25 protein-coding genes are annotated in these 23,316 nt (G+C 63.8%); 18 read left to right on the top strand and 7 right to left on the bottom strand.

Annotation, left to right across the window (positions count from 1 at the left end; genetic code table 11):
- Positions 1-100: 100 nt before the first annotated feature.
- Both SFA35_RS22575 and SFA35_RS22570 read right to left on the bottom strand, forming a co-directional pair.
- Complete coding sequence (locus SFA35_RS22575) at positions 101-1,954, bottom strand: DUF4105 domain-containing protein (protein ID WP_320572864.1); 1,854 nt, start codon at positions 1,952-1,954, stop codon at positions 101-103.
- Positions 1,955-2,042: 88 nt separating this feature from the next.
- Positions 2,043-2,531, bottom strand: coding sequence for a DUF3015 domain-containing protein (locus SFA35_RS22570; protein ID WP_320572863.1), 489 nt, complete (start codon positions 2,529-2,531; stop codon positions 2,043-2,045).
- A 279-nt stretch (positions 2,532-2,810) separates the two neighbouring features.
- Here SFA35_RS22570 and SFA35_RS22565 point away from each other — a divergent pair, with 279 nt between their 5' ends.
- The 4 genes from SFA35_RS22565 to SFA35_RS22550 all read left to right on the top strand — a co-directional run bounded on the left by SFA35_RS22565 (position 2,811) and on the right by SFA35_RS22550 (position 7,016).
- Positions 2,811-5,252, top strand: a complete 2,442-nt coding sequence (locus SFA35_RS22565; protein WP_320572862.1) for a Lon protease family protein — start codon at positions 2,811-2,813, stop codon at positions 5,250-5,252.
- A 170-nt stretch (positions 5,253-5,422) separates the two neighbouring features.
- Positions 5,423-5,764 carry a hypothetical protein gene (locus SFA35_RS22560; protein WP_320572860.1) on the top strand — a complete coding sequence of 114 codons (342 nt, stop codon included), beginning with the start codon at positions 5,423-5,425 and terminating at the stop codon, positions 5,762-5,764.
- A 71-nt stretch (positions 5,765-5,835) separates the two neighbouring features.
- Complete coding sequence (locus SFA35_RS22555; RefSeq protein WP_320572857.1) at positions 5,836-6,324, top strand: TIGR00645 family protein; 489 nt, start codon at positions 5,836-5,838, stop codon at positions 6,322-6,324.
- Positions 6,325-6,398: 74 nt separating this feature from the next.
- On the top strand, positions 6,399-7,016 hold the full coding sequence (locus SFA35_RS22550; RefSeq protein WP_320572855.1) for an FKBP-type peptidyl-prolyl cis-trans isomerase: 618 nt from the start codon (positions 6,399-6,401) through the stop codon (positions 7,014-7,016).
- Between the two features lie 47 nt (positions 7,017-7,063).
- On the opposite strand, the gene SFA35_RS22545 is transcribed toward SFA35_RS22550, so the two are convergent.
- From SFA35_RS22545 to SFA35_RS22535, 3 genes are all read right to left on the bottom strand, one after another.
- Positions 7,064-7,306, bottom strand: a complete 243-nt coding sequence (locus SFA35_RS22545; protein ID WP_320572852.1) for a hypothetical protein — start codon at positions 7,304-7,306, stop codon at positions 7,064-7,066.
- An 85-nt stretch (positions 7,307-7,391) separates the two neighbouring features.
- Entirely contained in the window at positions 7,392-7,733 is a 342-nt protein-coding gene (locus tag SFA35_RS22540) for a zinc ribbon domain-containing protein YjdM (RefSeq protein ID WP_320572850.1), read from the bottom strand.
- Positions 7,734-7,796: 63 nt separating this feature from the next.
- Entirely contained in the window at positions 7,797-8,765 is a 969-nt protein-coding gene (locus tag SFA35_RS22535) for a polyprenyl synthetase family protein (protein WP_320572848.1), read from the bottom strand.
- 238 nt (positions 8,766-9,003) lie between these two features.
- Here SFA35_RS22535 and rplU point away from each other — a divergent pair, with 238 nt between their 5' ends.
- The 5 genes from rplU to SFA35_RS22510 all read left to right on the top strand — a co-directional run bounded on the left by rplU (position 9,004) and on the right by SFA35_RS22510 (position 12,849).
- Complete coding sequence (gene rplU / locus SFA35_RS22530; RefSeq protein WP_003176051.1) at positions 9,004-9,318, top strand: 50S ribosomal protein L21; 315 nt, start codon at positions 9,004-9,006, stop codon at positions 9,316-9,318.
- Positions 9,319-9,351: 33 nt separating this feature from the next.
- Positions 9,352-9,609 (top strand): 50S ribosomal protein L27, encoded by a 258-nt coding sequence (rpmA, locus tag SFA35_RS22525; RefSeq protein ID WP_003281574.1) that lies wholly within the window; start codon positions 9,352-9,354, stop codon positions 9,607-9,609.
- 188 nt (positions 9,610-9,797) lie between these two features.
- Positions 9,798-11,024: an Obg family GTPase CgtA gene (cgtA, locus tag SFA35_RS22520; RefSeq protein ID WP_320572831.1), complete on the top strand. Its 1,227-nt coding sequence runs from the start codon at positions 9,798-9,800 to the stop codon at positions 11,022-11,024.
- Between the two features lie 217 nt (positions 11,025-11,241).
- The gene (gene proB / locus SFA35_RS22515; RefSeq protein ID WP_320579190.1) at positions 11,242-12,360 is read left to right on the top strand and encodes a glutamate 5-kinase; all 1,119 of its coding nucleotides are present in this window, start codon (positions 11,242-11,244) and stop codon (positions 12,358-12,360) included.
- 18 nt (positions 12,361-12,378) lie between these two features.
- A complete protein-coding gene (locus SFA35_RS22510) occupies positions 12,379-12,849 on the top strand; it encodes a CreA family protein (RefSeq protein ID WP_320572830.1) in 471 nt (156 codons plus the stop codon).
- A gap of 196 nt (positions 12,850-13,045) precedes the next feature.
- On the opposite strand, the gene rpsT is transcribed toward SFA35_RS22510, so the two are convergent.
- Positions 13,046-13,324 carry a 30S ribosomal protein S20 gene (gene rpsT, locus SFA35_RS22505; protein WP_320572829.1) on the bottom strand — a complete coding sequence of 93 codons (279 nt, stop codon included), beginning with the start codon at positions 13,322-13,324 and terminating at the stop codon, positions 13,046-13,048.
- A 252-nt stretch (positions 13,325-13,576) separates the two neighbouring features.
- Between rpsT and murJ the strand changes: the two genes are divergently transcribed.
- From murJ to ispH, 6 genes are all read left to right on the top strand, one after another.
- Positions 13,577-15,115 carry a murein biosynthesis integral membrane protein MurJ gene (gene murJ / locus SFA35_RS22500; RefSeq protein WP_320572827.1) on the top strand — a complete coding sequence of 513 codons (1,539 nt, stop codon included), beginning with the start codon at positions 13,577-13,579 and terminating at the stop codon, positions 15,113-15,115.
- 94 nt (positions 15,116-15,209) lie between these two features.
- Positions 15,210-16,160 carry a bifunctional riboflavin kinase/FAD synthetase gene (gene ribF / locus SFA35_RS22495; protein ID WP_320572825.1) on the top strand — a complete coding sequence of 317 codons (951 nt, stop codon included), beginning with the start codon at positions 15,210-15,212 and terminating at the stop codon, positions 16,158-16,160.
- Positions 16,157-18,988, top strand: a complete 2,832-nt coding sequence (gene ileS / locus SFA35_RS22490; protein ID WP_320572823.1) for an isoleucine--tRNA ligase — start codon at positions 16,157-16,159, stop codon at positions 18,986-18,988. Before ribF ends, ileS begins: the two co-directional genes overlap by 4 nt.
- Entirely contained in the window at positions 18,981-19,499 is a 519-nt protein-coding gene (gene lspA, locus SFA35_RS22485; protein WP_320572822.1) for a signal peptidase II, read from the top strand. The genes ileS and lspA overlap by 8 nt, the downstream gene beginning before the upstream one ends.
- Positions 19,492-19,932, top strand: coding sequence for a peptidylprolyl isomerase (locus SFA35_RS22480; RefSeq protein ID WP_320572820.1), 441 nt, complete (start codon positions 19,492-19,494; stop codon positions 19,930-19,932). Before lspA ends, SFA35_RS22480 begins: the two co-directional genes overlap by 8 nt.
- A gap of 13 nt (positions 19,933-19,945) precedes the next feature.
- A complete protein-coding gene (gene ispH / locus SFA35_RS22475; RefSeq protein ID WP_320572818.1) occupies positions 19,946-20,893 on the top strand; it encodes a 4-hydroxy-3-methylbut-2-enyl diphosphate reductase in 948 nt (315 codons plus the stop codon).
- A 51-nt stretch (positions 20,894-20,944) separates the two neighbouring features.
- On the opposite strand, the gene SFA35_RS22470 is transcribed toward ispH, so the two are convergent.
- Positions 20,945-21,508: a GspH/FimT family pseudopilin gene (locus SFA35_RS22470; RefSeq protein WP_320572816.1), complete on the bottom strand. Its 564-nt coding sequence runs from the start codon at positions 21,506-21,508 to the stop codon at positions 20,945-20,947.
- A gap of 134 nt (positions 21,509-21,642) precedes the next feature.
- Between SFA35_RS22470 and SFA35_RS22465 the strand changes: the two genes are divergently transcribed.
- From SFA35_RS22465 to SFA35_RS22455, 3 genes are read left to right on the top strand one after another with little or no spacing between them, the layout of a single operon-like run.
- The gene (locus tag SFA35_RS22465) at positions 21,643-22,128 is read left to right on the top strand and encodes a GspH/FimT family pseudopilin (protein ID WP_320572815.1); all 486 of its coding nucleotides are present in this window, start codon (positions 21,643-21,645) and stop codon (positions 22,126-22,128) included.
- Complete coding sequence (gene pilV, locus SFA35_RS22460) at positions 22,125-22,592, top strand: type IV pilus modification protein PilV (protein WP_414058561.1); 468 nt, start codon at positions 22,125-22,127, stop codon at positions 22,590-22,592. Before SFA35_RS22465 ends, pilV begins: the two co-directional genes overlap by 4 nt.
- Positions 22,589-23,314: a PilW family protein gene (locus SFA35_RS22455; RefSeq protein ID WP_320572811.1), complete on the top strand. Its 726-nt coding sequence runs from the start codon at positions 22,589-22,591 to the stop codon at positions 23,312-23,314. The genes pilV and SFA35_RS22455 overlap by 4 nt, the downstream gene beginning before the upstream one ends.
- Positions 23,315-23,316: the final 2 nt, after the last annotated feature.

The following is a 23,316-nucleotide window of genomic DNA, read 5'->3' as shown; positions in this document are numbered from 1 at the left end:
GGTTTTCTGTCCTGCTGTAAATGATGACAGATAGCTGTCACTGCATGGCATTTTGGCAGCTGCGCTGCCCCGGCTGGCGGGGCGGCGGCCCTGCTTCAGCTCAGTAGTGGTACCACTTGAGCTCGAGCATTACCTCGTTCTGCGCGCTGGTCAGTTCGCTGAAATCGCGCTGGGCGCTCAGGCGCAGCCCCAGGTTGCGCGACAGCTCCCACTGCTGATTGAGGCTAAGGGTGCGGCGCACCTCGCCGTTGCTGAAATAGTCGCCCTTGGCCTCCAGGCTCAGGTTGCCCAGGGCGTTGCGCCACAGCAGCCCGGTGTCGAAACCGGCGGCCGGGGACACCAAGGCGTCGAAGTCGTTGTTGTGTTCGACCCGTACGGTGCCCAGGGCGAAGCCGAGCAGTTGCGGCGCCAGCTGCCAGGTGCCCCCGGCGCCACCGTTGACATGGCTGACCAAGGTCTGGTCGCCATGCTTGGCGAGCACCCGTTCCAGGCCACCGGTGACCTGCCAGGACCAGGGTTTGAGCAGGTCGGTGCGCGGCGTCAGCGAGCGGATGGTGGCCAGGCCGAGATTCTGCAGCTGCCACTGATTGCCTTCGTACTGACGCACCTTGAGGTCGAGGATCTCGATCTGCGCGCCCAACGGGAAGCCGTAGGCGTTGTCGTTGAGGTCGTGGTAGGCCATGCGCAGGCCGTATTCACCAAATGCCTTGTGGTCGCGGCTGCCGCCGGCCAGCTCCCAGGTACGCGAGTCGTGACCCTCCTCAGGCAGCCCTGGGCGCTCGACTTGCAACGGCGGTGGCGGATTGCGGTTGATGGCCCGCAGCAGTTCGAAGCTGCGCTCGGTGCGCGCCTTGTCGCGTTCCTGGCCGGTGGCGCGATAGCGCTCCAGACGATAGGCGGCATCCTGGATCAGCGCCTGGCGGTCGGCTGGCAGGGCGCGAAACTCCTCCGTTTGCAGCACATGGCTGTCGGCGCTGACCTTGAGTACCCATTGCTGCTCGCTCTCGGCCAGGCTATCGGCGCGGGCCAGCAGTTCGCGCTCGCGCGAGGGCCGGTAGTCGATGTGCTCGACCAGCCCGGCCTTCTGCACGGCCTTGACGGTGTCGGTGGGGATCGCCGTGAGCGGGAATTGATCGGTCAGGCGCAGCCCCGGGCGCGCCACCTGCAAGAGTTCGAGCAGGCGATAGGAGCAGTTTTCGTCGAAGAAAAAATAGTCGAACCTGACCTCCTGCAACTCCCAGACGTGCTCGACCATGCGCGCGGTCTCGGCGCCGGTGAGGTTCAGCCGGTACTCCCAGAGATCGCGGTTTTCCAGGCTGTTGTACTCGGCCAGCTTCTGCTGGTAGGGCACCATCGCGAACAGCCCGGGGTAGCCGCCGGCGAGGCCTTTCCAAGCGTACAGGATGCTGTTGTCGCTGCCCTGGATGTAGGCGCCGAAGTTGATGGCGTAGCTCAGCAGCGCGGTCTTGTCGCGCTTGACGTCGGCCTGGTCGATACGCAGCAGGGTGTGGCCGAACATCGATGAAGGGCTGTTCAGGTAGGCGGCCGGGAACACCAGCACCGTGCTGTCGGGGGCGATGTCCGAGTACCACTGCTTGAAATTATGGCATTCCAGGCTCGGCAGGTCGGTCAGTCCCAGTTGCGCCTTGAGCCAGCGCGTGCGCGCCGGGAACACGCACTGGGCATGCTGTTCGCCGGCACTGGCCGGGGCGTACAGCGCCTCGACGGTGGCGCGCAGCTCGGCGTCCGGGTGGTGCGCGCCGTCGGCAGCGAGAAAGAATTTGCGGTCGTCGACATAGCTGCGCCAGCCGCCCAGCTTGGCCGGGGTGTAATGGCCCAGGGCGAGCCAGTAAGGGTCGTTGGCCAGTTGCTCGGCACGGCCGGCGTCGACGTGGGTGGCAGCGTACAGCGGGGTGCTGGCACAGAGCGCCAGGCAGGCAAGGCGTTTGAGCATCGTGGGCTACTGGACCGATGGTGAAGAAAATAGGGGGCTTGCAACTGGAGAAACCCGCCTCTGGCGAGGCGGGATGGAGCGGGGGAGCTTAAGCCTGGGCGGCGTATTTGGCCAGACGCGCATCACCCTTGAGTACGTTCAGGGTGTTGGCGTGCACGTCGTTCGCCGTTGCGTCGGCGCTGGTGAAGATCTGCTGGAAGTGCTGGTGGGTGACCGACTCGAAGTAGGCGCGGTCTTCAGGGGCTACGCCCAGTACCACGGCGTAGGTGGTCAGCGCTTCGCCGTTGCCCTTGGCCATGTCTTCGGACAGCTCGTTCATCATGCCATTCATGGCCAGCCAGGATTTGCCGCCGTAGGTCAGCGGCGCGGAGGTGTTGCAGCCGTTGGTGCCCGAGGTCATGCCGAAGGTGGCGTTACCCGAGGTGCCGTTGGTGGTCGATGCAAGAAAGTGCGCAGGGGTGCCGCGCTGGCCTTCGAACAACATGTTGCCCCAGCCGCAATCCGGACCACCTGGCGCCTGGGCCATGGCGTGGAACGAAGCGGCGGCTAACAAAGTACCCAGCAGAATCCTTTTCATAGCGTTTTTCTCTTTGTGTGCGAACCGAGGGTCTGAAAACCTGAGGCATCTCTGCGCGTCAGGCCGCGCCAGTGCTTTGCAAGAGGGCGCGCAGGTTGGAGCTTAGAACGGATCCGGCGGTTCCGCAGGCCAGGCAAAGTTTTGCCCGGCGCAGGGCCAGCTAAGCTGAGGGTGGCGGCCCTTGTGCGACCGGCCTGCAAACGCGCTGCAGCTTGCAGCTTGCAGCTCGAAGCAGGAAACTGCCTTCAACCTTGTGATGTTCTGAAGTAAGGATGCCCGATGCCCGATCCTGTAGCTGCCAGCCTGCGTCTAGCGCCCGAGGCGCTGACTCGCCCCTTTTCCGCTGAACAGTTCAGCTTCTCGACCACCAATGATCTGGAGCCTTTTCGCGGTGTGCTTGGCCAGGAGCGCGCGGTTGAAGCGCTGCAATTCGGGGTGGCGATGCCGCGCCCCGGCTACAACGTTTTCGTCATGGGCGAGCCGGGCACCGGTCGCTTTTCCTTCGTCAAACGCTACCTCAAGGCCGAAGGCAAGCGCCTGCAGACCCCAGCCGACTGGGTCTACGTCAACAATTTCGACGAGCCACGCGAGCCGCGAGCCCTCGAGCTGCCACCGGGCAGCGCCGACGCGTTCATCAGCGACATCGGCGCGTTCATCGACAACCTGGTAGCGACCTTTCCGGCCGTGTTCGAGCACCCGTCCTACCAGCAGAAGAAGAGCGCCATCGATCGCGCCTTCAACCAGCGCTACGACCGCGCCCTGGACGTGATCGAGCGCCTGGCGCTGGAAAAGGACGTGGCCCTGTACCGCGACAGCAGCAACATCGCCTTCACCCCGATGCTCGACGGCAAGGCGCTGGACGAGGCCGAGTTCGCCGGGCTGCCGGAAGCCGAGCGCGAGCGCTTTCACAGCGATATCTCCGACCTCGAGGAGCGCCTCAACGAGGAGCTGGCCAGCCTGCCGCAGTGGAAGCGCGAGTCGAGCAACCAGTTGCGTCAGCTCAACGAAGAAACCATCACCCTGGCGTTGCAGCCTTTGCTGGCGCCGCTGTCGGAGAAGTACGCCGAGAACGCCGCGGTGTGTGGCTACCTGCAGGCGGTGCAGGTGTACCTGCTCAAGACCGTGGTCGAGCAGCTGGTGGACGACAGCAAGAGCGATGCCGTGGCGCGCAAGCTGCTCGAAGAGCAGTACTCGCCCAGCCTGGTGGTCGGCCATCACGCCAGCGGCGGCGCGCCGGTGGTGTTCGAGCCGCACCCGACATACGACAACCTGTTCGGCCGCATCGAATACAGCACCGACCAGGGCGCGCTGTACACCAACTATCGCCAGCTGCGCCCGGGTGCGTTGCACAAGGCCAACGGCGGCTTTCTCATCCTCGAAGCGGAGAAGATGCTCGGTGAGCCGTTCGTCTGGGACGCGCTCAAGCGTGCCCTGCAGTCGCGCAAGCTGAAGATGGAGTCGCCGCTGGGCGAGTACGGGCGCATCGCCACCAGCACCCTGACGCCGCAGATGATCCCCTTGCAGGTCAAGGTCATCATCATCGGCGCCCGCCAGCTGTACTATGCCTTGCAGGACGCCGACCCGGACTTCCAGGAGATGTTCAGGGTGCTGGTGGACTTCGACGAAGACATCCCGATGCACGACGAGAGCCTCGAGCAATTCGCCCAACTGCTCAAGACGCGGACCTCCGAGGAGGGCATGGCGCCCTTGACCGCCGACGCGGTGGCGCGCCTGGCGACCTACAGCGCACGCCTGGCGGAAAACCAGAAGCGCCTGTCGGCGCGCATCGGCGATCTGTTCCAGCTGGTCAGCGAGGCGGACTTCATTCGCCATCTGGCCAACGACGAAAAGACCGACAGCGGCCACATCGACCGCGCCCTGCGGGCCAAGGCCACGCGCACCGGGCGGGTCTCGGCGCGCATCCTCGACGACATGCTCGCCGGCATCATCCTCATCGACACCGACGGCGCGGCCATCGGCAAATGCAACGGCCTGACCGTACTCGACGTCGGCGACTCGGCGTTCGGCGTGCCGGCGCGCATCTCCGCCACGGTGTATCCGGGCGGCAGCGGCATCGTCGACATCGAGCGCGAGGTCAACCTTGGCCAGCCGATCCACTCCAAGGGCGTAATGATCCTCACCGGTTACCTGGGCAGCCGCTATGCCCAGGAATTCCCCCTGGCGATCTCCGCGAGCATTGCCCTGGAGCAGTCCTACGGCTATGTGGACGGCGACAGTGCTTCGCTGGGCGAGGTCTGCACGCTGATTTCGGCGCTGTCGAAAACCCCGCTCAAGCAGTGTTTCGCCATTACCGGCTCGATCAACCAGTTTGGCGAAGTGCAGGCGGTGGGCGGGGTCAACGAAAAGATCGAAGGCTTCTTCCGCCTCTGTGAGGCGCGCGGCCTCACCGGCGAGCAAGGCGCCATCATCCCCCACGCCAACGTCGCCACCTTGATGCTTGACGAGCGGGTGCTGCAGGCCGTGCGCAACGGCCAGTTCCACGTCTATGCCGTGCGCCAGGCCGACGAGGCGCTCAGCCTGCTGGTGGGCGAGCCGGCCGGCGCACCGGACGAGAACGGCGAGTTTCCCGAAGGCAGCGTCAACGCCCGGGTGGTCGAGCGGCTACGGGTCATTTCCGAGATGATCAGCGAAGAAGAGCTCAAGGAAGCCGAGAAGGAGCACGCGGTGGAGGAGCTGGCGGAGGTCAAGCCAACCCTCTGACGGCTCACCCGAGGCGCTGATGGCATAATGACCACTGGGCGCCTCGGGATTTGCCTGGCGAACTTTTGTTCTATGCTTTGCTCCATAGGCTATCCACGGCTTGCTGGATGGGAAGGGACCTCAGGCCTTGCCTCGTGGGGTCCGACAAGAGTTCACCGAGGGTATCCGCCATGCCGCGCAGCCTTTGCCTGACACGCCAATGCCTGGGTCTGCAGACCCGCATCGAATGCTCGATTCGTCCGCTGGCAGGTGATAGTGGCTTGTGGACTCTACTGTTCGCCGCCGGAATGGCCGGCGAACAACCTACCGCGATCAAGGCCCAAGGCCCGTTCAGCGGTCCGTCCGTCGCCCAGAACATCCTCGATTCCATCGTCGACAGCCTGACCCTGCATGGCTACAGCCTGGCCGACGACCCGCAGATCTGGTGCCTGCACCTGCAAGCGCAACTGCGCAAGCTCAACCACGAGCGGCGCCCCGAAGTGGCCGACTTTCAGTTCCGACCGGAGCGTTGAGGGGCTAGAATGCCCGGCGCACCGTTCCTGGCGAACGGCGCCGTCTTCTTCCCGAACCTCTGTGAGTTGCAATGGAACGCTTGATCGAAAAAACCATGTATGCCTCGCGCTGGCTGCTGGCGCCTATCTACGTGGGTCTGTCGCTGGGCCTGCTGGCCCTGGCCCTGAAATTTTTCCAGGAAGTGTTCCACGTCCTGCCCAACGTGTTCTCCCTGGGCGAAGCCGACCTGATTCTGATGTTGCTGTCGCTGATCGACATGGCGCTGGTGGGCGGCCTGCTGGTGATGGTGATGATTTCAGGCTACGAGAACTTCGTCTCCCAGCTGGACATCGACGACGGTGTGGAGAAGCTCAGCTGGCTGGGCAAGATGGACTCCACCTCGCTGAAAATGAAAGTGGCGGCGTCGATCGTGGCGATCTCCTCGATTCATCTGCTGCGGGTGTTCATGGACGCACGCAACATCGAGCCGCAATACCTGATGTGGTACGTGATCATCCACATGACCTTCGTGGTGTCGGCATTCGCCATGGGGTACCTGGACAAACTGACCAAACATTGAGGCTGTGCTAGTCTGCTGGCCCTTTTGATTCGGGCGTGCGCTGTTTCGGCATCGCCCCACTGCGGAGCATCGACATGTCCGAAGTACAACTGTCTACCGACGAAACCCGCGTCAGCTACGGTATCGGCCGCCAGCTGGGCGACCAGCTGCGCGACAACCCGCCACCGGGTGTCAGCCTGGAAGCCATCCTGGTCGGCCTGACCGACGCCTTCCGTGGCCACGCCAGCCGTGTCAGCCAGGAAGAGCTGTCGGCCAGCTTCAAGGTGATTCGTGAAGTGATGCAGGCCGAAGCGGCGGCCAAGGCCGAAGCGGCCGCCGGCGCCGGCAAGGCCTTCCTGGCCGACAACGCCAAGCGCGACGGCATCACCACCCTGGCCTCGGGCCTGCAGTACCAGGTGCTGACCGCAGGCAGCGGCGCCAAGCCGTCCGCCGAAGACACCGTGCGCACCCACTACCACGGCACCCTGATCGACGGCACCGTGTTCGACAGCTCCTACGATCGTGGCGAGCCAGCCGAATTCCCGGTCAACGGTGTGATCGCCGGCTGGACCGAAGCCCTGCAACTGATGGGCGCCGGCAGCAAATGGCGCCTGTACGTGCCGAGCGAACTGGCCTACGGCGCTCAGGGCGTGGGCAGCATCCCGCCGCACAGCGTGCTGGTGTTCGATGTGGAACTGCTGGACGTTCTGTAACACCGAGCTTGCTCGGGAACCGGCAGAACCGTTCCCGAGCACCTTGCTCAATGCAGCTCACTGGCCGGCCGCAACGCCCGGGCATAGCAGAACAGAAACAGATTGCGCACCAGCTCCTTGAGCACGATCGGCTCGCTGGACGACAAGCCGTTCATGTCCAGGTCCCCTTGGTCGCGCAGCTCGTCCAGCGCTTCTTCCTCCAGCACCGCACACACCTGGCCCGTCTCGCGATTGAGAATGCGCAGGTAGGGATGTGGGCGGTCCAGCCAGGCGTCGATCAGATAGGTCATGGCGATTCTCCTTGAATGCATTCAATGAGAATAATTCTTATTCAAAGAATAGCAAGCCCGTTTTATCGCAAAGACGGCGGCGGCTTCAGACCTTGCGCACAAACTCCGACTTCAGCTTCATCGCGCCGATGCCATCGATCTTGCAGTCGATGTCATGGTCGCCATCCACCAGGCGGATGTTCTTGACCTTGGTGCCGACCTTCACCACCAGGGATGAGCCCTTGACCTTGAGGTCCTTGATCACGGTGATGGTGTCGCCGTCGGTCAGCACGTTGCCGACCGAATCCTTGATCACCTTGCTGTCGCCAGCCGCCTCGGCCTCACCGCCGGCCGACCATTCGTGGCTGCATTCGGGGCAGACCAGCTGGGTGCCATCTTCGTAGGTGTAGGGCGAATTGCATTTCGGGCAGGCGGGCAGGGTGCTCACAGGCGTCCTCTGGGGCGGGGGAATGACAGGCGCCGGCCCGGCAGTACCGGGCCGGCGTGTTGATCAATGGGCGCGCGCGACCGCGAACTGGCTCAGTTCGATCAGCGCATCGCGATACTCGCTGGCCGGCAGTGCACTCAGGCATTCGATGGCGCGGGCTACGTAGTCCTGGGCCAGGCGGGCGGTGTAGTCCAGCGCGCCGGAGCTTTCCACCGCTTCGCGGATGCTCTCCAGGTCTTCGATGCCGCCCTTCTGGATCGCCCGGCGCACCAGCGCAGCCTGTTCGGCGGTGCCTTCGCGCATGGTGTAGATCAGCGGCAGGGTCGGCTTGCCTTCGGCGAGGTCGTCGCCGACGTTCTTGCCCAGGGTCTCGGCGTCGCCACGGTAGTCGAGCAGGTCGTCGACCAGTTGGAAGGCCACGCCCAGGTGATCGCCGAAGGTGCGCAGGGCCTCGCGCTGTTCGTCGCTGGCCTCGGCCAGGGCGGCGGCGCTGTGGGTTGAAGCCTCGAAGAGCATCGCGGTCTTGCCGCGGATGACTTCCATGTAGGTTTCTTCGCTGGTGCTGGCGTCGCGCACCTTGGACAGCTGCAGCACTTCGCCCTCGGCGATGATGCGGGTAGCCTGGGACAGGATGCGCATGACCGGCATCGAGCCCAGTTCGACCATCATCTCGAACGAGCGCGAATACAGGAAGTCACCCACCAGCACGCTGGGCGCGTTGCCCCACATGGCATTGGCGGTGGAGCGCCCACGGCGCATGCCGGACATATCGACCACGTCGTCGTGCAGCAGGGTGGCGGTGTGCAGAAACTCGATGGTGGCGGCCAGCAGACGCAGGTCGTCGCCTTCTCGCCCCAAGGCTTTGCCGCAGAGCAATACTAATAAAGGACGCAGGCGCTTGCCGCCGGCCGAGGTGATGTAATCGCCGATTTTCGACACCAGCGGTACGCGCGAGGTCAACTGCTTCTTGATGATCTCGTCGACGGCTTTGAAATCGTCCGCCACCGCGCGGTAGAAGGCTTGGGGTTGCATCAGCGAGAGGTGCTCCAAAAGGGTTGCGCGGCATGCTAGGTCTCAGGCTGGGGTGTGTCAAGGCAACACTCGGGGCTCTTGCAAGGACTGCGCGCCTTGCGTACAATCGCGCACCCTGAACTTCCTGGGCAGCACCTGCCTTACGCAATTGCATTTGGGTCGTTCCATCCCATGCAGCCATGCCAGCCGACACTCTACTTATAAAGAGCTGGGTGAGCAGGATTATCGGAGAAATACCATGTCGTACGCAGTAATCGTTACTGGTGGCAAGCAATACAAGGTCGCCCCAGGTGAATACCTGAAAATCGAAAAACTGGAAATCGCCACTGGCGAATCCGTGACTTTTGACCGCGTTCTGTTGGTTGCCAACGGCGACGACGTGAACATCGGCGCTCCTGTTGTTGCCGGCGCTACCGTTGTGGCTGAAGTGATCTCCCAAGGTCGTCACGATAAAGTCCGCATCATCAAGTTCCGTCGTCGTAAGCACCACATGAAGCGTATGGGCCACCGCCAGTGGTACACCGAGATCAAAATCACCGGTATTCAGGCTTAATTTCAGCCTAATCCTCTCTAGGAGAATTGACTCATGGCACACAAAAAAGCTGGTGGTAGTACCCGTAACGGTCGCGACTCAGAAGCCAAACGCCTTGGCGTGAAGATGTATGGCGGCCAGGCTATCAAAGCGGGCAACATCATCGTGCGTCAGCGCGGCACCCAATTCCACGCCGGTTACGGTGTTGGCATGGGTAAAGATCACACCCTGTTCGCCAAAGTCGAAGGCGTGATCAAGTTTGAAGTGAAAGGCGCCTTCGGTCGTCGTTACGTGAGCGTTGTCGCGGCTTAATCGCGAGATCGCTGGAAAAGCCCTGTCTCGCGACGGGGCTTTTTCGTTTGTGGGGTGAGTCTCTTGCAAAGCTGTTTGCAGTGGGCGGGCGGTGCGAGTGTCGTTGACGGGGTCCACCGCGCTCATTTTTGCAAGAGCCTTATGTCTTGGCTTTACTTGGCTCGTCCGTTGGGCGAGAGGCGTTTTTTATGAAGTTTGTAGATGAAGTGTCCATCCGCGTGAAGGCGGGTGATGGCGGCAACGGGTGCATGAGCTTCCGCCGCGAAAAATTCATTGAAAATGGTGGTCCCAACGGCGGTGACGGTGGTGACGGCGGCTCGATCTACATGGTCGCCGACGAGAACCTCAACACCCTGGTCGACTACCGTTATACCCGTCACTTCGATGCCGAGCGCGGCTCCAATGGCGGCAGCACCGATTGCACCGGTAAAAAAGGCGAGGACCTGATCCTGCGCGTGCCGGTGGGCACCACGGTGATCGACTCGGCCACTCAGGAAGTCATCGGCGACCTGACCAAGGCCGGGCAGAAACTGATGGTGGTGCAAGGTGGCTGGCACGGGCTGGGGAACACCCGCTTCAAGTCCAGTACCAACCGCGCGCCGCGCCAGACCACGCCGGGCAAGCCGGGCGAGCAGCGCGACCTCAAGCTGGAAATGAAAGTGCTGGCGGACGTCGGTCTGCTGGGCCTGCCGAACGCCGGCAAGAGCACGCTGATTCGCGCCGTGTCGGCAGCCAAGCCGAAAGTCGCCGACTACCCGTTCACCACCCTGGTGCCGAACCTCGGTGTGGTCAGCGTCGACCGTTGGAAGAGCTTTGTGGTGGCCGACATTCCCGGCCTGATCGAAGGCGCTTCCGATGGCGCCGGCCTGGGCATTCGCTTCCTCAAGCACCTGGCGCGTACCCGTCTGCTGTTGCACCTGGTCGACATGGCGCCGCTGGATGAAACCAGCCCGGCCGATGCCGCCGAAGTCATCGTCAACGAGCTGGTCAAATTCAGCCCGGCGCTGGCCGAGCGTGACCGCTGGCTGGTGCTGAACAAGTGCGACCAGATCCTCGACGAGGAGCATGACGAGCGCGTCAAGGAAATCGTCGACCGTTTGCAGTGGGAAGGGCCGGTCTACGTGATTTCGGCGATCTCCAAGCTGGGCACCGAGAAGCTCAGCCAGGACATCATGCGCTACCTCGAAGATCGTCTCGATCGCCTGGCCAACGACCCGGTCTACCGCGAAGAGCTGGCCGAGCTCGACCAGAACATCGAAGACGAGGCCCGCGCCCAGCTGCAGGCCCTGGACGACCAGCGTGCGCTGCGCCGCAGCGGCGTGAAGAGCGTGCATGACATCGGCGACGACAGCGACAGCTTCTGGGATGAAGAAGACGCCGAAGACGGTCCGGAAATCATTTACGTGCGTGATTGATTGCGCTGGGTCGCTCTTGCTTGATGTGGGAGTGGGCGGCAGCCCGCGATCTGTTGGTCTTCAGCGGCTTCGCCCCCTCCCACATGAGCCCTCCAGCTTTTTACGGGGGAGCACCGCAAATCCCGGCTCCGTAGTACCATAAGACGCCGCGCCCTCCCCAGGGCGCGGCGTTTTTGGTTCTTACTCTATAGATAGCCCCGGGATAGGTTGCAAAATGATGCGGAGCAAGGTGACAGGTGCCCAGCGCTGGGTCGTGAAGATCGGCAGCGCGCTGCTGACCGCCGACGGCAAGGGTCTGGATCGCGCGGCCATGGGTGTCTGGGTCGAGCAGATGGTGGCGTTGCACGAGGCGGGCGTCGAGCTGGTGCTGGTCTCGTCCGGTGCCGTGGCTGCCGGCATGAGCCGGCTCGGCTGGGCCAAGCGCCCCAGTGGCATGCATGAGCTGCAGGCCGCTGCCGCCATTGGCCAGATGGGTCTGGTGCAAGCCTGGGAGTCGAGCTTTGCCGAGCATGGCCGGCACACCGCGCAGATCCTCCTGACCCACGACGACCTCTCCGACCGCAAGCGCTACCTCAATGCGCGCAGCACCCTGCGCACCCTGGTCGAGCTGGGTGTGGTGCCGGTCATCAACGAAAACGACACGGTGGTCACCGACGAGATCCGCTTCGGCGACAACGACACCCTGGCCGCGCTGGTCGCCAACCTGGTGGAGGCCGATTTGCTGGTGATCCTCACCGACCGTGACGGCATGTTCGATGCCGATCCGCGCAATAACCCCGACGCCAAGCTGATTTACGAAGCGCGTGCGGACGATCCGGCGCTGGACGCGGTGGCCGGGGGCACCGGTGGTGCGCTGGGTCGCGGTGGTATGCAGACCAAGCTGCGCGCCGCGCGCCTGGCGGCGCGTTCCGGGGCGCACACGGTGATCGTCGGCGGGCGGCTGGAGCGCGTACTGGATCGCCTCAAGGCCGGCGAGCGCCTCGGCACGCTGCTGTCGCCCGAGCGCGGCATGCTGGCGGCGCGCAAGCAGTGGCTGGCCGGGCATCTGCAGACCCGTGGCACCCTGACCCTGGATGACGGCGCCGTCGAGGCCCTGCTGGGCGGGCGCAAGAGCCTGCTGCCGGTGGGTGTGAAAGCGGTGCAAGGCGCGTTTCGCCGTGGCGAGATGGTCGTCTGTGTGGCAGCTGACGGGCGCGAGATCGCCCGTGGCCTGGCCAACTACAGCGCTGCCGAGGCGCAGAAGATCATCGGTCAGCCTTCGGATGCCATCGAGGCCCTGCTGGGCTACAGCGCCGAGCCCGAGCTGGTCCATCGCGACAATCTGATTCTGGTCTGACCCAAGGAAATACAAACCATGCGACTGATTCAAGGGCTATGTGCCGCACTGTTGGTTCTGCCGATGGCGGCGAGGGCCGACGAAATCGGTCAGGTCTCCACGGTGTTCAAGTTCCTCGGGCCCAACGACCGCATCGTCGTCGAAGCCTTCGACGATCCCAAGGTCGATGGCGTGACCTGCTACCTGTCGCGGGCCAAGACCGGCGGGGTCAAGGGTGGCCTGGGGTTGGCCGAAGATCGTGCCGAGGCTTCCATTGCCTGCCGCCAGGTTGGGCCGATCCATTTCAAGGAGGAGCTCAAGGATGGCGACGAGGTGTTCAAGGAGCGCACCTCGCTGGTGTTCAAGACCATGCAGGTGGTGCGCTTTCTCGACAAGAAGCGCAATACCCTGGTTTACCTGGTGTACAGCGACCGCATGATCGAGGGCAGTCCGCAGAATGCGGTGACGGCGATCCCCATCCTGCCCTGGACGGCTGTTGCGCCCCAATAGGGGAGGGTGGCGACGGTGTAGGGGGCGGGCGGGCTGTGGCTGCGGGCTGTTGATGATGAAGATCAAGTCGGCCTGGCGGCCTCTCGGGGGCTTTGCCCCCTCCCACCGCCGCTGGCCGACAACAGTTATGCCGCGACTTCTGCAGGCACAAAAAAACCGGCCCTGGGGCCGGTTTTTTCTACATCAGGCGATTAGCTCAAGCTGCAGCAGCTTGGTTCAGCGCCTTGATGTGGCCGTTCAGGCGGCTTTTATGACGAGCAGCCTTGTTCTTGTGGATGATGCCTTTGTCGGCCAGACGGTCGATAACAGGCACAGCCAGAACGTAAGCGTTTTGCGCCTTTTCAGCGTCCTTGGCGTCGATGGCCTTCACTACGTTCTTGATGTAGGTACGGACCATGGAACGCAGGCTGGCGTTGTGGCTGCGACGCTTCTCAGCCTGTTTTGCACGTTTTTTGGCAGAAGGTGAGTTGGCCACCGTCGAGCTCCTCGGAAAGACTTTTTAAATAGCAAACAAAATAGGCCGCGAATCATGCCGATGAGTTGATCTGTTGTCAAGGGCGGTTGATACGTTCCGCTGAGTGGTAGTCGGGCGTTCGAAGTGATTCACTTCTGGCGCACGACCTGTAAACTCGCGCTTTTTGGCTCTGCCTGCTGATGCGGCGCGGAGTATCGCATACCTGAGCGCGTCAGGGCCTGCTGTTTGTCCACAAGGCATGAAAATCTTTCGATGAACCTCCTTAAATCCCTGGCTGCAGTCAGCTCCATCACCATGATCTCGCGGGTGCTGGGCTTTGTCCGCGATACCATCGTGGCGCGCATCTTCGGCGCCGGCATGGCCACCGACGCCTTCTTCATCGCCTTCAAGCTGCCCAACCTGCTGCGCCGGATCTTCGCCGAAGGGGCCTTCTCCCAGGCCTTCGTGCCGATCCTGGCCGAATACAAGCAGCAAAAGGGCGAGGAGGCGACGCGCACCTTCGTCGCTTATGTGGCTGGCCTGCTGACCCTGGCCCTGACCCTGGTGACCGTTGCCGGCATGCTCGCCGCGCCTTGGGTGATCTGGGCCACGGCTCCCGGCTTCGCCACCACTCCGGAAAAATTCCAGCTCACCAGCGACCTGCTGCGGGTGACCTTCCCCTATATATTGCTGATCTCCATGTCGTCTTTCGTCGGGGCGATCCTCAACACCTGGAACCGCTTTTCGGTGCCGGCCTTCACCCCGACCCTGCTCAACCTGTCGATGATCGTCTTTGCCCTCTTCCTCACCCCGTACTTCCATCCGCCGGTGATGGCGCTGGGCTGGGCCGTGGTGGTCGGCGGCGCGTTGCAACTGTGCTACCAGCTGCCGCACCTGAAGAAGATCGGCATGCTGGTGCTGCCGCGCATCAACTTTCGCGACAGCGGCGCGCTGCGGGTCATGAAGCAGATGCTGCCGGCGATCCTCGGCGTGTCCATCAGCCAGATCTCGCTGATCATCAACACCATTTTCGCCTCCTTCCTGGTGGCCGGCTCGGTGTCGTGGATGTACTACGCCGACCGCCTGATGGAGCTGCCGTCCGGGGTGCTCGGCGTGGCCCTGGGCACCATCCTGCTGCCGACCCTGGCGCGCACCTACGCCAACAAGGACCGCCACGAGTACTCGCGGATTCTCGACTGGGGCCTGCGCCTGTGTTTTGTCATGGTGCTGCCCTGTGCGCTGGCCTTGTGCATCCTCGCCGAGCCGCTGACCGTGGCGCTGTTCCAGTATGGCAAGTTCAGCGCGCTGGACGCCGCCATGACCCAGCGCGCGCTGATCGCCTACTCGGTGGGGCTGCTGGGGATCATCCTGATCAAGGTGCTGGCCCCCGGTTTCTACGCCCAGCAGAACATCCGCACCCCGGTGAAGATCGGCCTGTTCACCCTGGTGGTGACCCAGGTGTTCAACCTGCTGCTGATCAGCCATCTGCAGCATGCTGGCCTGGCACTGGCGATCAGCCTGGGCGCGACCATGAACGCCGGCCTGCTGTTCTGGAAGCTGCGCCAGCAGAACCTGTTCGAGCCGCAGCCGGGCTGGACGCCGTTCCTGGTCAAGCTGGTGATCGCCGTGCTGGCCATGTCGGCGGTGCTGCTGGGCCTGATGCACGTCATGCCGGCCTGGACCGACGGCGGCATGCTGCAGCGCTTCGGCCGTCTGGGCTTGGTAGTGGGCGCCGGCGTCCTGGTGTATTTCGGTTTGCTGTTCGCCATGGGCTTTCGCCTCAAGGACTTCGCCCGCCGCGGCCTGACATGAGCCGCACGGCGGTTTTTACCGCTGGTGACGCTGCGCCTGTCGTCGGCGCCCGGGTGTGGTTATAATCGACCACTTTATGAGCAAGAAGCGCGTTATGCAGCTGGTTCGAGGTCTTCACAACCTGCGGCCCCAGCATCGGGGCTGTGTCGCCACTATCGGCAATTTCGACGGCGTTCACCGCGGCCACCAGGCGATCCTGGCCAGGCTGCGCGAGCGTGCCGCCGAGTTGGCGGTGCCCGCCTGCGTGGTGATTTTCGAGCCGCAGCCGCGCGAGTACTTCGCCCCGCTGACCGCACCGGCGCGCCTGTCGCGGCTGCGCGACAAGCTCGAGCTGCTGGCCGAGGAGGGCGTCGACCTGGTGCTGTGCCTGTCGTTCAACGACCGCCTGAGCCAGCTCAGTGCCGCCGAGTTCGTCGACACCATCCTCGTCGACGGCCTCGGCGTGCGTCATCTGGAAGTCGGCGACGACTTCCGCTTCGGCTGCGACCGCCTCGGTGACTTCGATTTCCTGCTGCAGGCTGGCGCCATGCGCGGCTTCAGCGTCGAGGCGGCGCAGACCGTCGAGCTGGGCGGGGTGCGAGTCAGCAGCACGCAGGTGCGCAAGGCGCTGGCCGTGGCCGATTTCGCCCTGGCCGAGCAGCTGCTGGGCCGCCCGTTCGGCATTGCCGGGCGCGTGCTGCACGGGCAGAAGCTGGCGCGCCAGCTCGGTTGGCCGACCGCCAACGTGCAGCTCAAGCGCCGCCGCGTGCCGTTCACCGGGGTCTACCTGGTCAGCGTGCCGATCGGCGGCAAGATGTGGCCGGGAGTCGCCAACATAGGCGTACGGCCAACCGTTGCAGGTGATGGCCGAGCCCACCTGGAAGTGCATTTGCTGGACTTTGCCGGGGATCTCTACGACCGGCGTTTGACGGTGGTTTTCCACCAGAAGCTGCGCGATGAGCAGCGATTCGCCTCCCTTGAGGCGCTCAAGGCAGCGATCGATGCGGATGTCGCCGCCGCTCGTGCTCATTGGCACGACCAACCGTTAATCAAGAGCCTGAAATGACCGACTACAAAGCCACGCTAAACCTTCCGGACACCGCCTTCCCGATGAAGGCCGGCCTGCCACAGCGCGAGCCGCAAACTCTGCAGCGCTGGGACAGCATTGGCCTGTACCAGAAGCTGCGCGAAATCGGCAAGGATCGGCCCAAGTTCGTCCTGCACGACGGCCCGCCCTACGCCAACGGCAATATCCACATCGGTCATGCGGTCAACAAGATCCTCAAGGACATGATCGTCCGCTCGAAAACCCTGTCCGGGTTCGACGCCCCCTATGTGCCGGGCTGGGACTGCCACGGCCTGCCGATCGAGCACAAGGTCGAGGTCACCCACGGCAAGAACCTGGGCGGCGACAAGACCCGCGAACTGTGCCGCGCCTACGCCAGCGAGCAGATCGAAGGTCAGAAGGCCGAATTCATCCGCCTCGGCGTGCTGGGCGATTGGGCCAATCCCTACAAGACCATGAACTTCGTCAACGAGGCCGGTGAAATCCGTGCCCTGGCGGAAATGGTCAAGGGCGGCTTCGTGTTCAAGGGCCTGAAGCCGGTCAACTGGTGCTTCGACTGCGGTTCGGCCCTGGCGGAGGCCGAGGTGGAGTACCAGGACAAGAAGTCCTCGACCCTCGACGTCGCCTTCCCGATCGCCGACCAGCAGAGCCTGGCCGACGCCTTTGGCCTGTCGGGGCTGGAAAAGCCAGCCGCTGCGGTCATCTGGACCACCACCCCGTGGACCATCCCGGCCAACCAGGCGCTCAACGTCCATCCGGAATTCACCTACGCCCTGGTCGACGTCGGTGACCGCCTGCTGGTGCTGGCCGAAGAACTGGTCGAGTCGTGCCTGGCCCGCTACAAGCTCGAAGGCTCGGTGATCGCCACCACGGTCGGCAAGACCCTGGACCAGATCAACTTCCGCCACCCGTTCTATGACCGTATGTCGCCGGTGTACCTGGCCGACTACGTCGAGCTGGGCGCCGGTACCGGTATCGTCCACAGCTCGCCAGCCTATGGCCTCGACGACTTCAATATCTACAAGCAATACGGCGGCAGCAACGACGACATCATCGGTCCGGTGCAGAGCAACGGCGTGTACGTCGACTCGCTGGAGTTCTTTGGTGGCCAGTTCGTGTTCAAGGCCACCCAGCCGATCCTCGACAAGCTGACGGAAGTCGGCGCGCTGCTGCACAGCGAAGTCATCACCCACAGCTACATGCACTGCTGGCGCCACAAGACCCCGCTGATCTACCGCGCCACCGCGCAGTGGTTCGTCGGCATGGACAAGCAGCCGGTCACTGGCGACACCCTGCGCCTGCGCGCAGTCAAGGCCATCGAAGAGACCAGATTCGTTCCGGCCTGGGGCCAGGCGCGCCTGCACTCGATGATCGCCAACCGTCCGGACTGGTGCATCTCGCGTCAACGCAACTGGGGCGTGCCGATCCCGTTCTTCCTGCACAAGGCCACCGGTGAGCTGCACCCGCGTACCGTCGAGCTGATGGAGGAAGTGGCGCAGCGCGTCGAGCAGCAAGGCATCGAAGCCTGGTTCAAGCTCGACGCCGCCGAACTGCTGGGCGACGAAGCCAGTCAGTACGACAAGATCAGCGACACCCTCGACGTCTGGTTCGACTCCGGCACCACCCACTGGCACGTGCTGCGCGGCTCGCACCCGATGGGCCATGCCAGCGGCCCGCGCGCCGACCTGTACCTGGAAGGTTCGGACCAGCACCGCGGCTGGTTCCACTCCTCCTTGCTGACCGGCTGCGCCATCGACAACCACGCGCCGTACCGCGAGTTGCTGACCCACGGCTTCACCGTCGACGAGAACGGCCGCAAGATGTCCAAGTCGCTGGGCAACGTCATCGCCCCGCAGAAGGTCAACGACACCCTGGGCGCCGACATCATGCGCCTGTGGGTCTCGGCCACCGACTACTCGGGCGAGATGGCGGTTTCCGAGACCATCCTGCAGCGCAGCGCCGACGCCTACCGGCGCATCCGCAACACCGCGCGCTTCCTGCTCTCCAACCTGAGCGGCTTCAACCCGGCCACCGACCTGCTGGCGCCGCAAGAGATGATCGCCCTCGACCGCTGGGCCGTCGACCGCGCGCTGCTGTTGCAACGCGAGCTCGAGGAGCACTACGGCGAGTACCGCTTCTGGAACGTCTACTCCAAGGTGCACAATTTCTGCGTGCAGGAGCTGGGCGGCTTCTACCTGGACATCATCAAGGACCGCCAGTACACCACCGGTGCCAACAGCACCGCGCGGCGCTCTTGCCAGACCGCGCTTTATCACATCAGCGAAGCGCTGGTGCGCTGGATCGCACCGATCCTGGCGTTCACCGCCGACGAGCTGTGGCAGTACCTGCCGGGCGAGCGCAACGAATCGGTGATGCTCAACACCTGGTATGAAGGCCTCAGTGAGCTGCCGGCCGGCTTCGAACTGGACCGCGGCTACTGGGATCGCGTCATGGCGGTGAAGGTTGCGGTCAACAAGGAACTGGAAAACCTGCGCGCGGCCAAGGCCATCGGCGGCAACCTGCAAGCCGAAGTGACCCTGTACGCCGAAGAGGCCCTGGCAGCCGACCTGGACAAGCTCGGCAACGAACTGCGCTTCGTGCTGATTACCTCCAAGGCGGCCGTTGCACCGCTGCTGCAGGCGCCGCAAGACGCCGTGGTCACCGAGGTCGGCGGGCTCAAGCTCAAGGTGGTCAAGTCCGGCCACGCCAAGTGCGCGCGCTGCTGGCACTTCATCGAAACCGTCGGCAGCGATCCGGAGCATCCGGAGATCTGCGACCGCTGCGTGACCAACATCAGCGGCCCGGGCGAGGTGCGTCACTATGCCTGATGTTGCCGTTCGTACCGGCCGTGGCCAGTTGGCCTGGCTGGTGCTCAGCGTGCTGGTGGTGGTCCTCGACCAGGTCAGCAAGCTGTACTTCGAGAATGCGCTGAACCTCTACCAGCAGATCGTGGTGATTCCCGACCTGTTCAGCTGGACCCTGGCCTACAACACCGGGGCGGCGTTCAGCTTTCTGGCCGACAGCGGCGGCTGGCAGCGCTGGTTCTTCGCCGCCATCGCCGTGGTGGTCAGCGTGGTGCTGATCGTCTGGCTCAAGCGCCTGGGGCGCAGCGACACCTGGCTGGCGGTCGCCCTGGCGTTGATTCTCGGTGGCGCGCTGGGCAACCTGTACGACCGCATGGTGCTCGGCCATGTGATCGACTTCGTGCTGGTGCACTGGCGCAACGTCTGGTATTTCCCGGCGTTCAACCTGGCTGACAGCGCCATTACCGTGGGCGCCGTGATGCTGGCGCTGGACATGCTCAAGGGCAAGAAAGCCCAGGAGGCCGTGCATGACTGAGGCGCGTATTGCTCAGAACACCGAAGTGACCTTGCATTTCGCCCTGCACCTGGAAAACGGCGACACGGTCGACAGCACCTTCGACAAGGCGCCGGCCACCTTCAAGGTCGGCGACGGCAACCTGTTGCCGGGCTTCGAAGCCATGCTGTTCGGCTTCAAGGCCGGCGACCGCAAGACTGTGGTGGTGCCGCCGGAGAACGCTTTCGGCCAACCCAACCCGCAGAACGTGCAAGTGATGCCGCGCTCGCAGTTCACCGGCATGGACCTCTCCGAAGGCCTGCTGGTGATCTTCAACGATGCCGCCAACACCGAGCTGCCGGGCGTGGTCAAAGCCTTCGACGAGAATCAGGTTACGGTGGACTTCAACCATCCACTGGCTGGCAAGACCCTGAACTTCGAAGTGGAAATTATTTCGGTCACGGCTATTCAATAGCCCCGAGGCAAGCATGCAAATCAAACTCGCCAACCCCCGTGGTTTCTGTGCAGGCGTGGACCGGGCGATCGAAATCGTCAACCGCGCCCTGGAAGTCTTCGGCCCGCCGATCTACGTGCGCCACGAAGTGGTGCACAACAAGTTCGTGGTCGAAGACCTGCGCGCGCGCGGGGCCATCTTCGTCGAGGAGCTGGACCAGGTGCCCGATGACGTCATCGTCATCTTCAGCGCCCACGGCGTTTCCCAGGCCGTGCGCCAGGAAGCGGCCGGTCGCGGCCTGAAAGTGTTCGACGCGACCTGCCCGCTGGTGACCAAGGTGCACATCGAGGTGGCGCGCTACAGCCGCGACGGCCGCGAGTGCATCCTCATTGGCCACGCCGGCCACCCGGAAGTCGAAGGCACCATGGGTCAGTACGACGCCAGCAATGGCGGCGCCATCTACCTGGTGGAAGACGAGGCCGACGTTGCCAAGCTGCAGGTGCGCAACCCCGAATCCCTGGCGTTCGTCACTCAGACCACGCTGTCGATGGACGACACCAGTCGCGTGATCGACGCACTGCGCAGCCGTTTCCCGGCCATCGGCGGCCCGCGCAAGGACGACATCTGCTACGCCACGCAGAACCGCCAGGACGCGGTCAAGCAGCTGGCCGACGAGTGTGACGTGGTACTGGTGGTGGGCAGCCCTAACAGCTCCAATTCCAACCGCCTGCGCGAGCTGGCCGAGCGCATGGCCACCCCGGCCTACCTGATCGACGGCGCCGAAGACCTGCAGCAGAGCTGGTTCGACGGTGCCCAGCGCATCGGCATCACCGCCGGCGCCTCGGCACCGGAAGTGCTGGTGCGCGGCGTGATCGAGCAGCTGCACGCCTGGGGCGCTACCGGCGCCGATGAGCTGGCTGGCCGGCCGGAGAACATCACCTTCTCGATGCCCAAGGAACTGCGGGTCAAATCGTTAATTTGACTTCACTCATAATCGAATCGGCCTCTTGGGGGGGCTTTGCCCCATCCCACATCAGCGATAGTCGGTGTGGGAGGGGGCAGAGCCCCCTAGTTTTTCATCGGGCTCGCAGCGCTGTTCGGCCCGTGCACCTGATTCGGTTCTGATCCGCCCACTGTTGGCCATCACCACCCGCCAATGACTCACCGCCGCCCCCTGCTCACAGATATGCAAGGTGCCGTTACCCGGCCCCGTGCCGGTATAGGCCGGCCAACCCTGGGCAATGAACCGCGCGCGAGTCAGCAGACGGGTATTGCCCACCACCGGCACTGCGCCGCTGAGCCGCCGCTCCAGCAGTACCCGATTGTTCGGATCCTCCACCCCCTTGCCGCTGCTGTCGACGATCATCCACCAGCCCAGGCCCCAGTCGTCGTCGATGGCCTGTACCAGCACGTCCTGCTGCTGCAGGATCGCCTGCGCCCGTGCCGAGCGCAGCCCGCTGGCCAATTCGAATGCCACCACCTGACGCTGCTGGTTGACCAGCAACTGCCGGAACCCGGGCGCCGCCAGCTGCACCAGCAGCCCGATCAGGCCGGTAACCAGCAACAGTTGAAGCAAGGTAAAGCCGTCCTGGCGCATACCGTTCGTCCTTGCAAATTTAATGTCACAGCGCCATCTTTGCGCTGGTCTGGACTTAACAACCGTATATCCTGTGGCAGGATTGCCCGGTCAAACCGCCGAGGTATAGTCGCGGTTCCTGGGGGAGGGTTGCAATGCGGTTTCGTGACAAGGGGTTTACGCTGGTGGAGCTGATGGTGACGATCGCAATCGTCGCCATCCTCACCACGATCGCCGTCCCCGCGTTCATCGGCATGATCAACAAGACCACCGCCGACAACGAGAGCAGCGAGTTGTACCGAGCCTTGAATTACGCGCGCCTGGAGTCCATCACCCGTGGCGTTGCCGTGCGCCTGCAACCGGTCGCCAGTGGCGCCTGGAGTGGCATCGTCAACGCGCAGATGGGCCAGACCGCCAGCTTGGCCAGCATCCTGCGGGTGATGCCCGCGCTCAGCGCCAATACCGTGGTGTCGGCCACCTCTTCGGCAGGGGCAGCGGCCTACATTGAGTTCAACAACCTGGGCGCACTCAACTCCCCAGTGGCTTCAGTGACCATCACCTACACCCGTGGCACCCAGGTTCGTACCCTTGGCGTGTGTCTCAACGGCCGGGTCGTGCTGGGGGCCGCATGCGCAAACTGAGGGCGCCCCTGAGGGGCCGGCAGGCCGGCTTCTCGCTGATCGAAGTGCTGATCTCGGTCCTGATTCTTGCAGTCGGGCTGCTGGGCGCCGCGGCCATCCAGCTCAACGCGCTGAAGTTCACCGACAGCTCCAGGATGACCAGCCAGGCCAGCTTTGTCGCCTACGACATGCTCGACCGCATCCGCGCCAACCCCAATGGCAGCTATGTGCTGGCGAACCTGACCAGTGCCCCCAGCGCATCGAACTACACCTCGCCACGGGACCAGGATTTGTACGATTTCGCGCAGAACATTCGCAACTTCGACCCCTTGACCGGTGATGGCTCGATTGCCGTCACCGGTCGCGTGGTGACCATCACGGTCTACTGGAGCGATGCCCGGGCCATGAACAGCACCGATGCCGCTGCTTCCAGGCGGTCCTTCGTGCTCACCAGCCGAGTCGCCATCGATGCGAGCATCCCATGACCCGTAACCGAACGACGCAGTCGGGCTTCAGCCTGATCGAACTGATGGTGGCGCTGTTCCTCGGCCTGATCGTGACCCTGGGCATCCTGCAGGTGTTCATCTCGGCCAAGAGCACCTACACCACCCAGAACGCGGCGGCGGCGATCCAGGAAGACGCCCGGTTCGCCCTGACCAAGATGGTCCAGGAAATCCGCATGGTCGGCATGTTCGGCTGCCTCAACACGGTCACCCCCAACAATGCCGCAGCGGCGACCTTCACCACGGCCCAGGCCCTGCCGATCACCTGGGTCACCAGCTCCACCGCCGGCAACACCTTGAGCCTGATCACCGCCGACGTCGGCAGCATCGGCGGTACCCCGACCTGGACCATCCTGTCCAACTGCACCTCCTCGTCCATCGTCTACCTCGGCGCGCAGGCTGCCGGCGCCGGGCAGACTGCCTTCCCGATCCGCAAGGTGGTCTATACCCTGCTCAACCACCAGATCCTGACCACGGTGGGCACCGCCACCTCGGTGTTGATCGACAACGTGGTCGACTTCACGGTGCTGTTCGGCGTCGCCAGCACCGCCACCGACAAAGTGATCACCAGCTACACCGCCACCCCTGCCAACCCCGCCTTGATCCGCACCCTGCGCCTGACCCTGACGTTGTTCGACCCCAAGGCCAATGCCCGGCAACAGCAATTCAGCGTCGTCGCCGCCGTGCGCAACAGGATGAACTAGCC

Origin of the sequence: Pseudomonas sp. HR96 (assembly GCF_034059295.1) — a bacterium.
GTDB lineage: Bacteria > Pseudomonadota > Gammaproteobacteria > Pseudomonadales > Pseudomonadaceae > Aquipseudomonas.
Note: the sequence above shows the minus strand (reverse complement) of the source record. Positions and strands in the feature narration are given on the sequence as shown.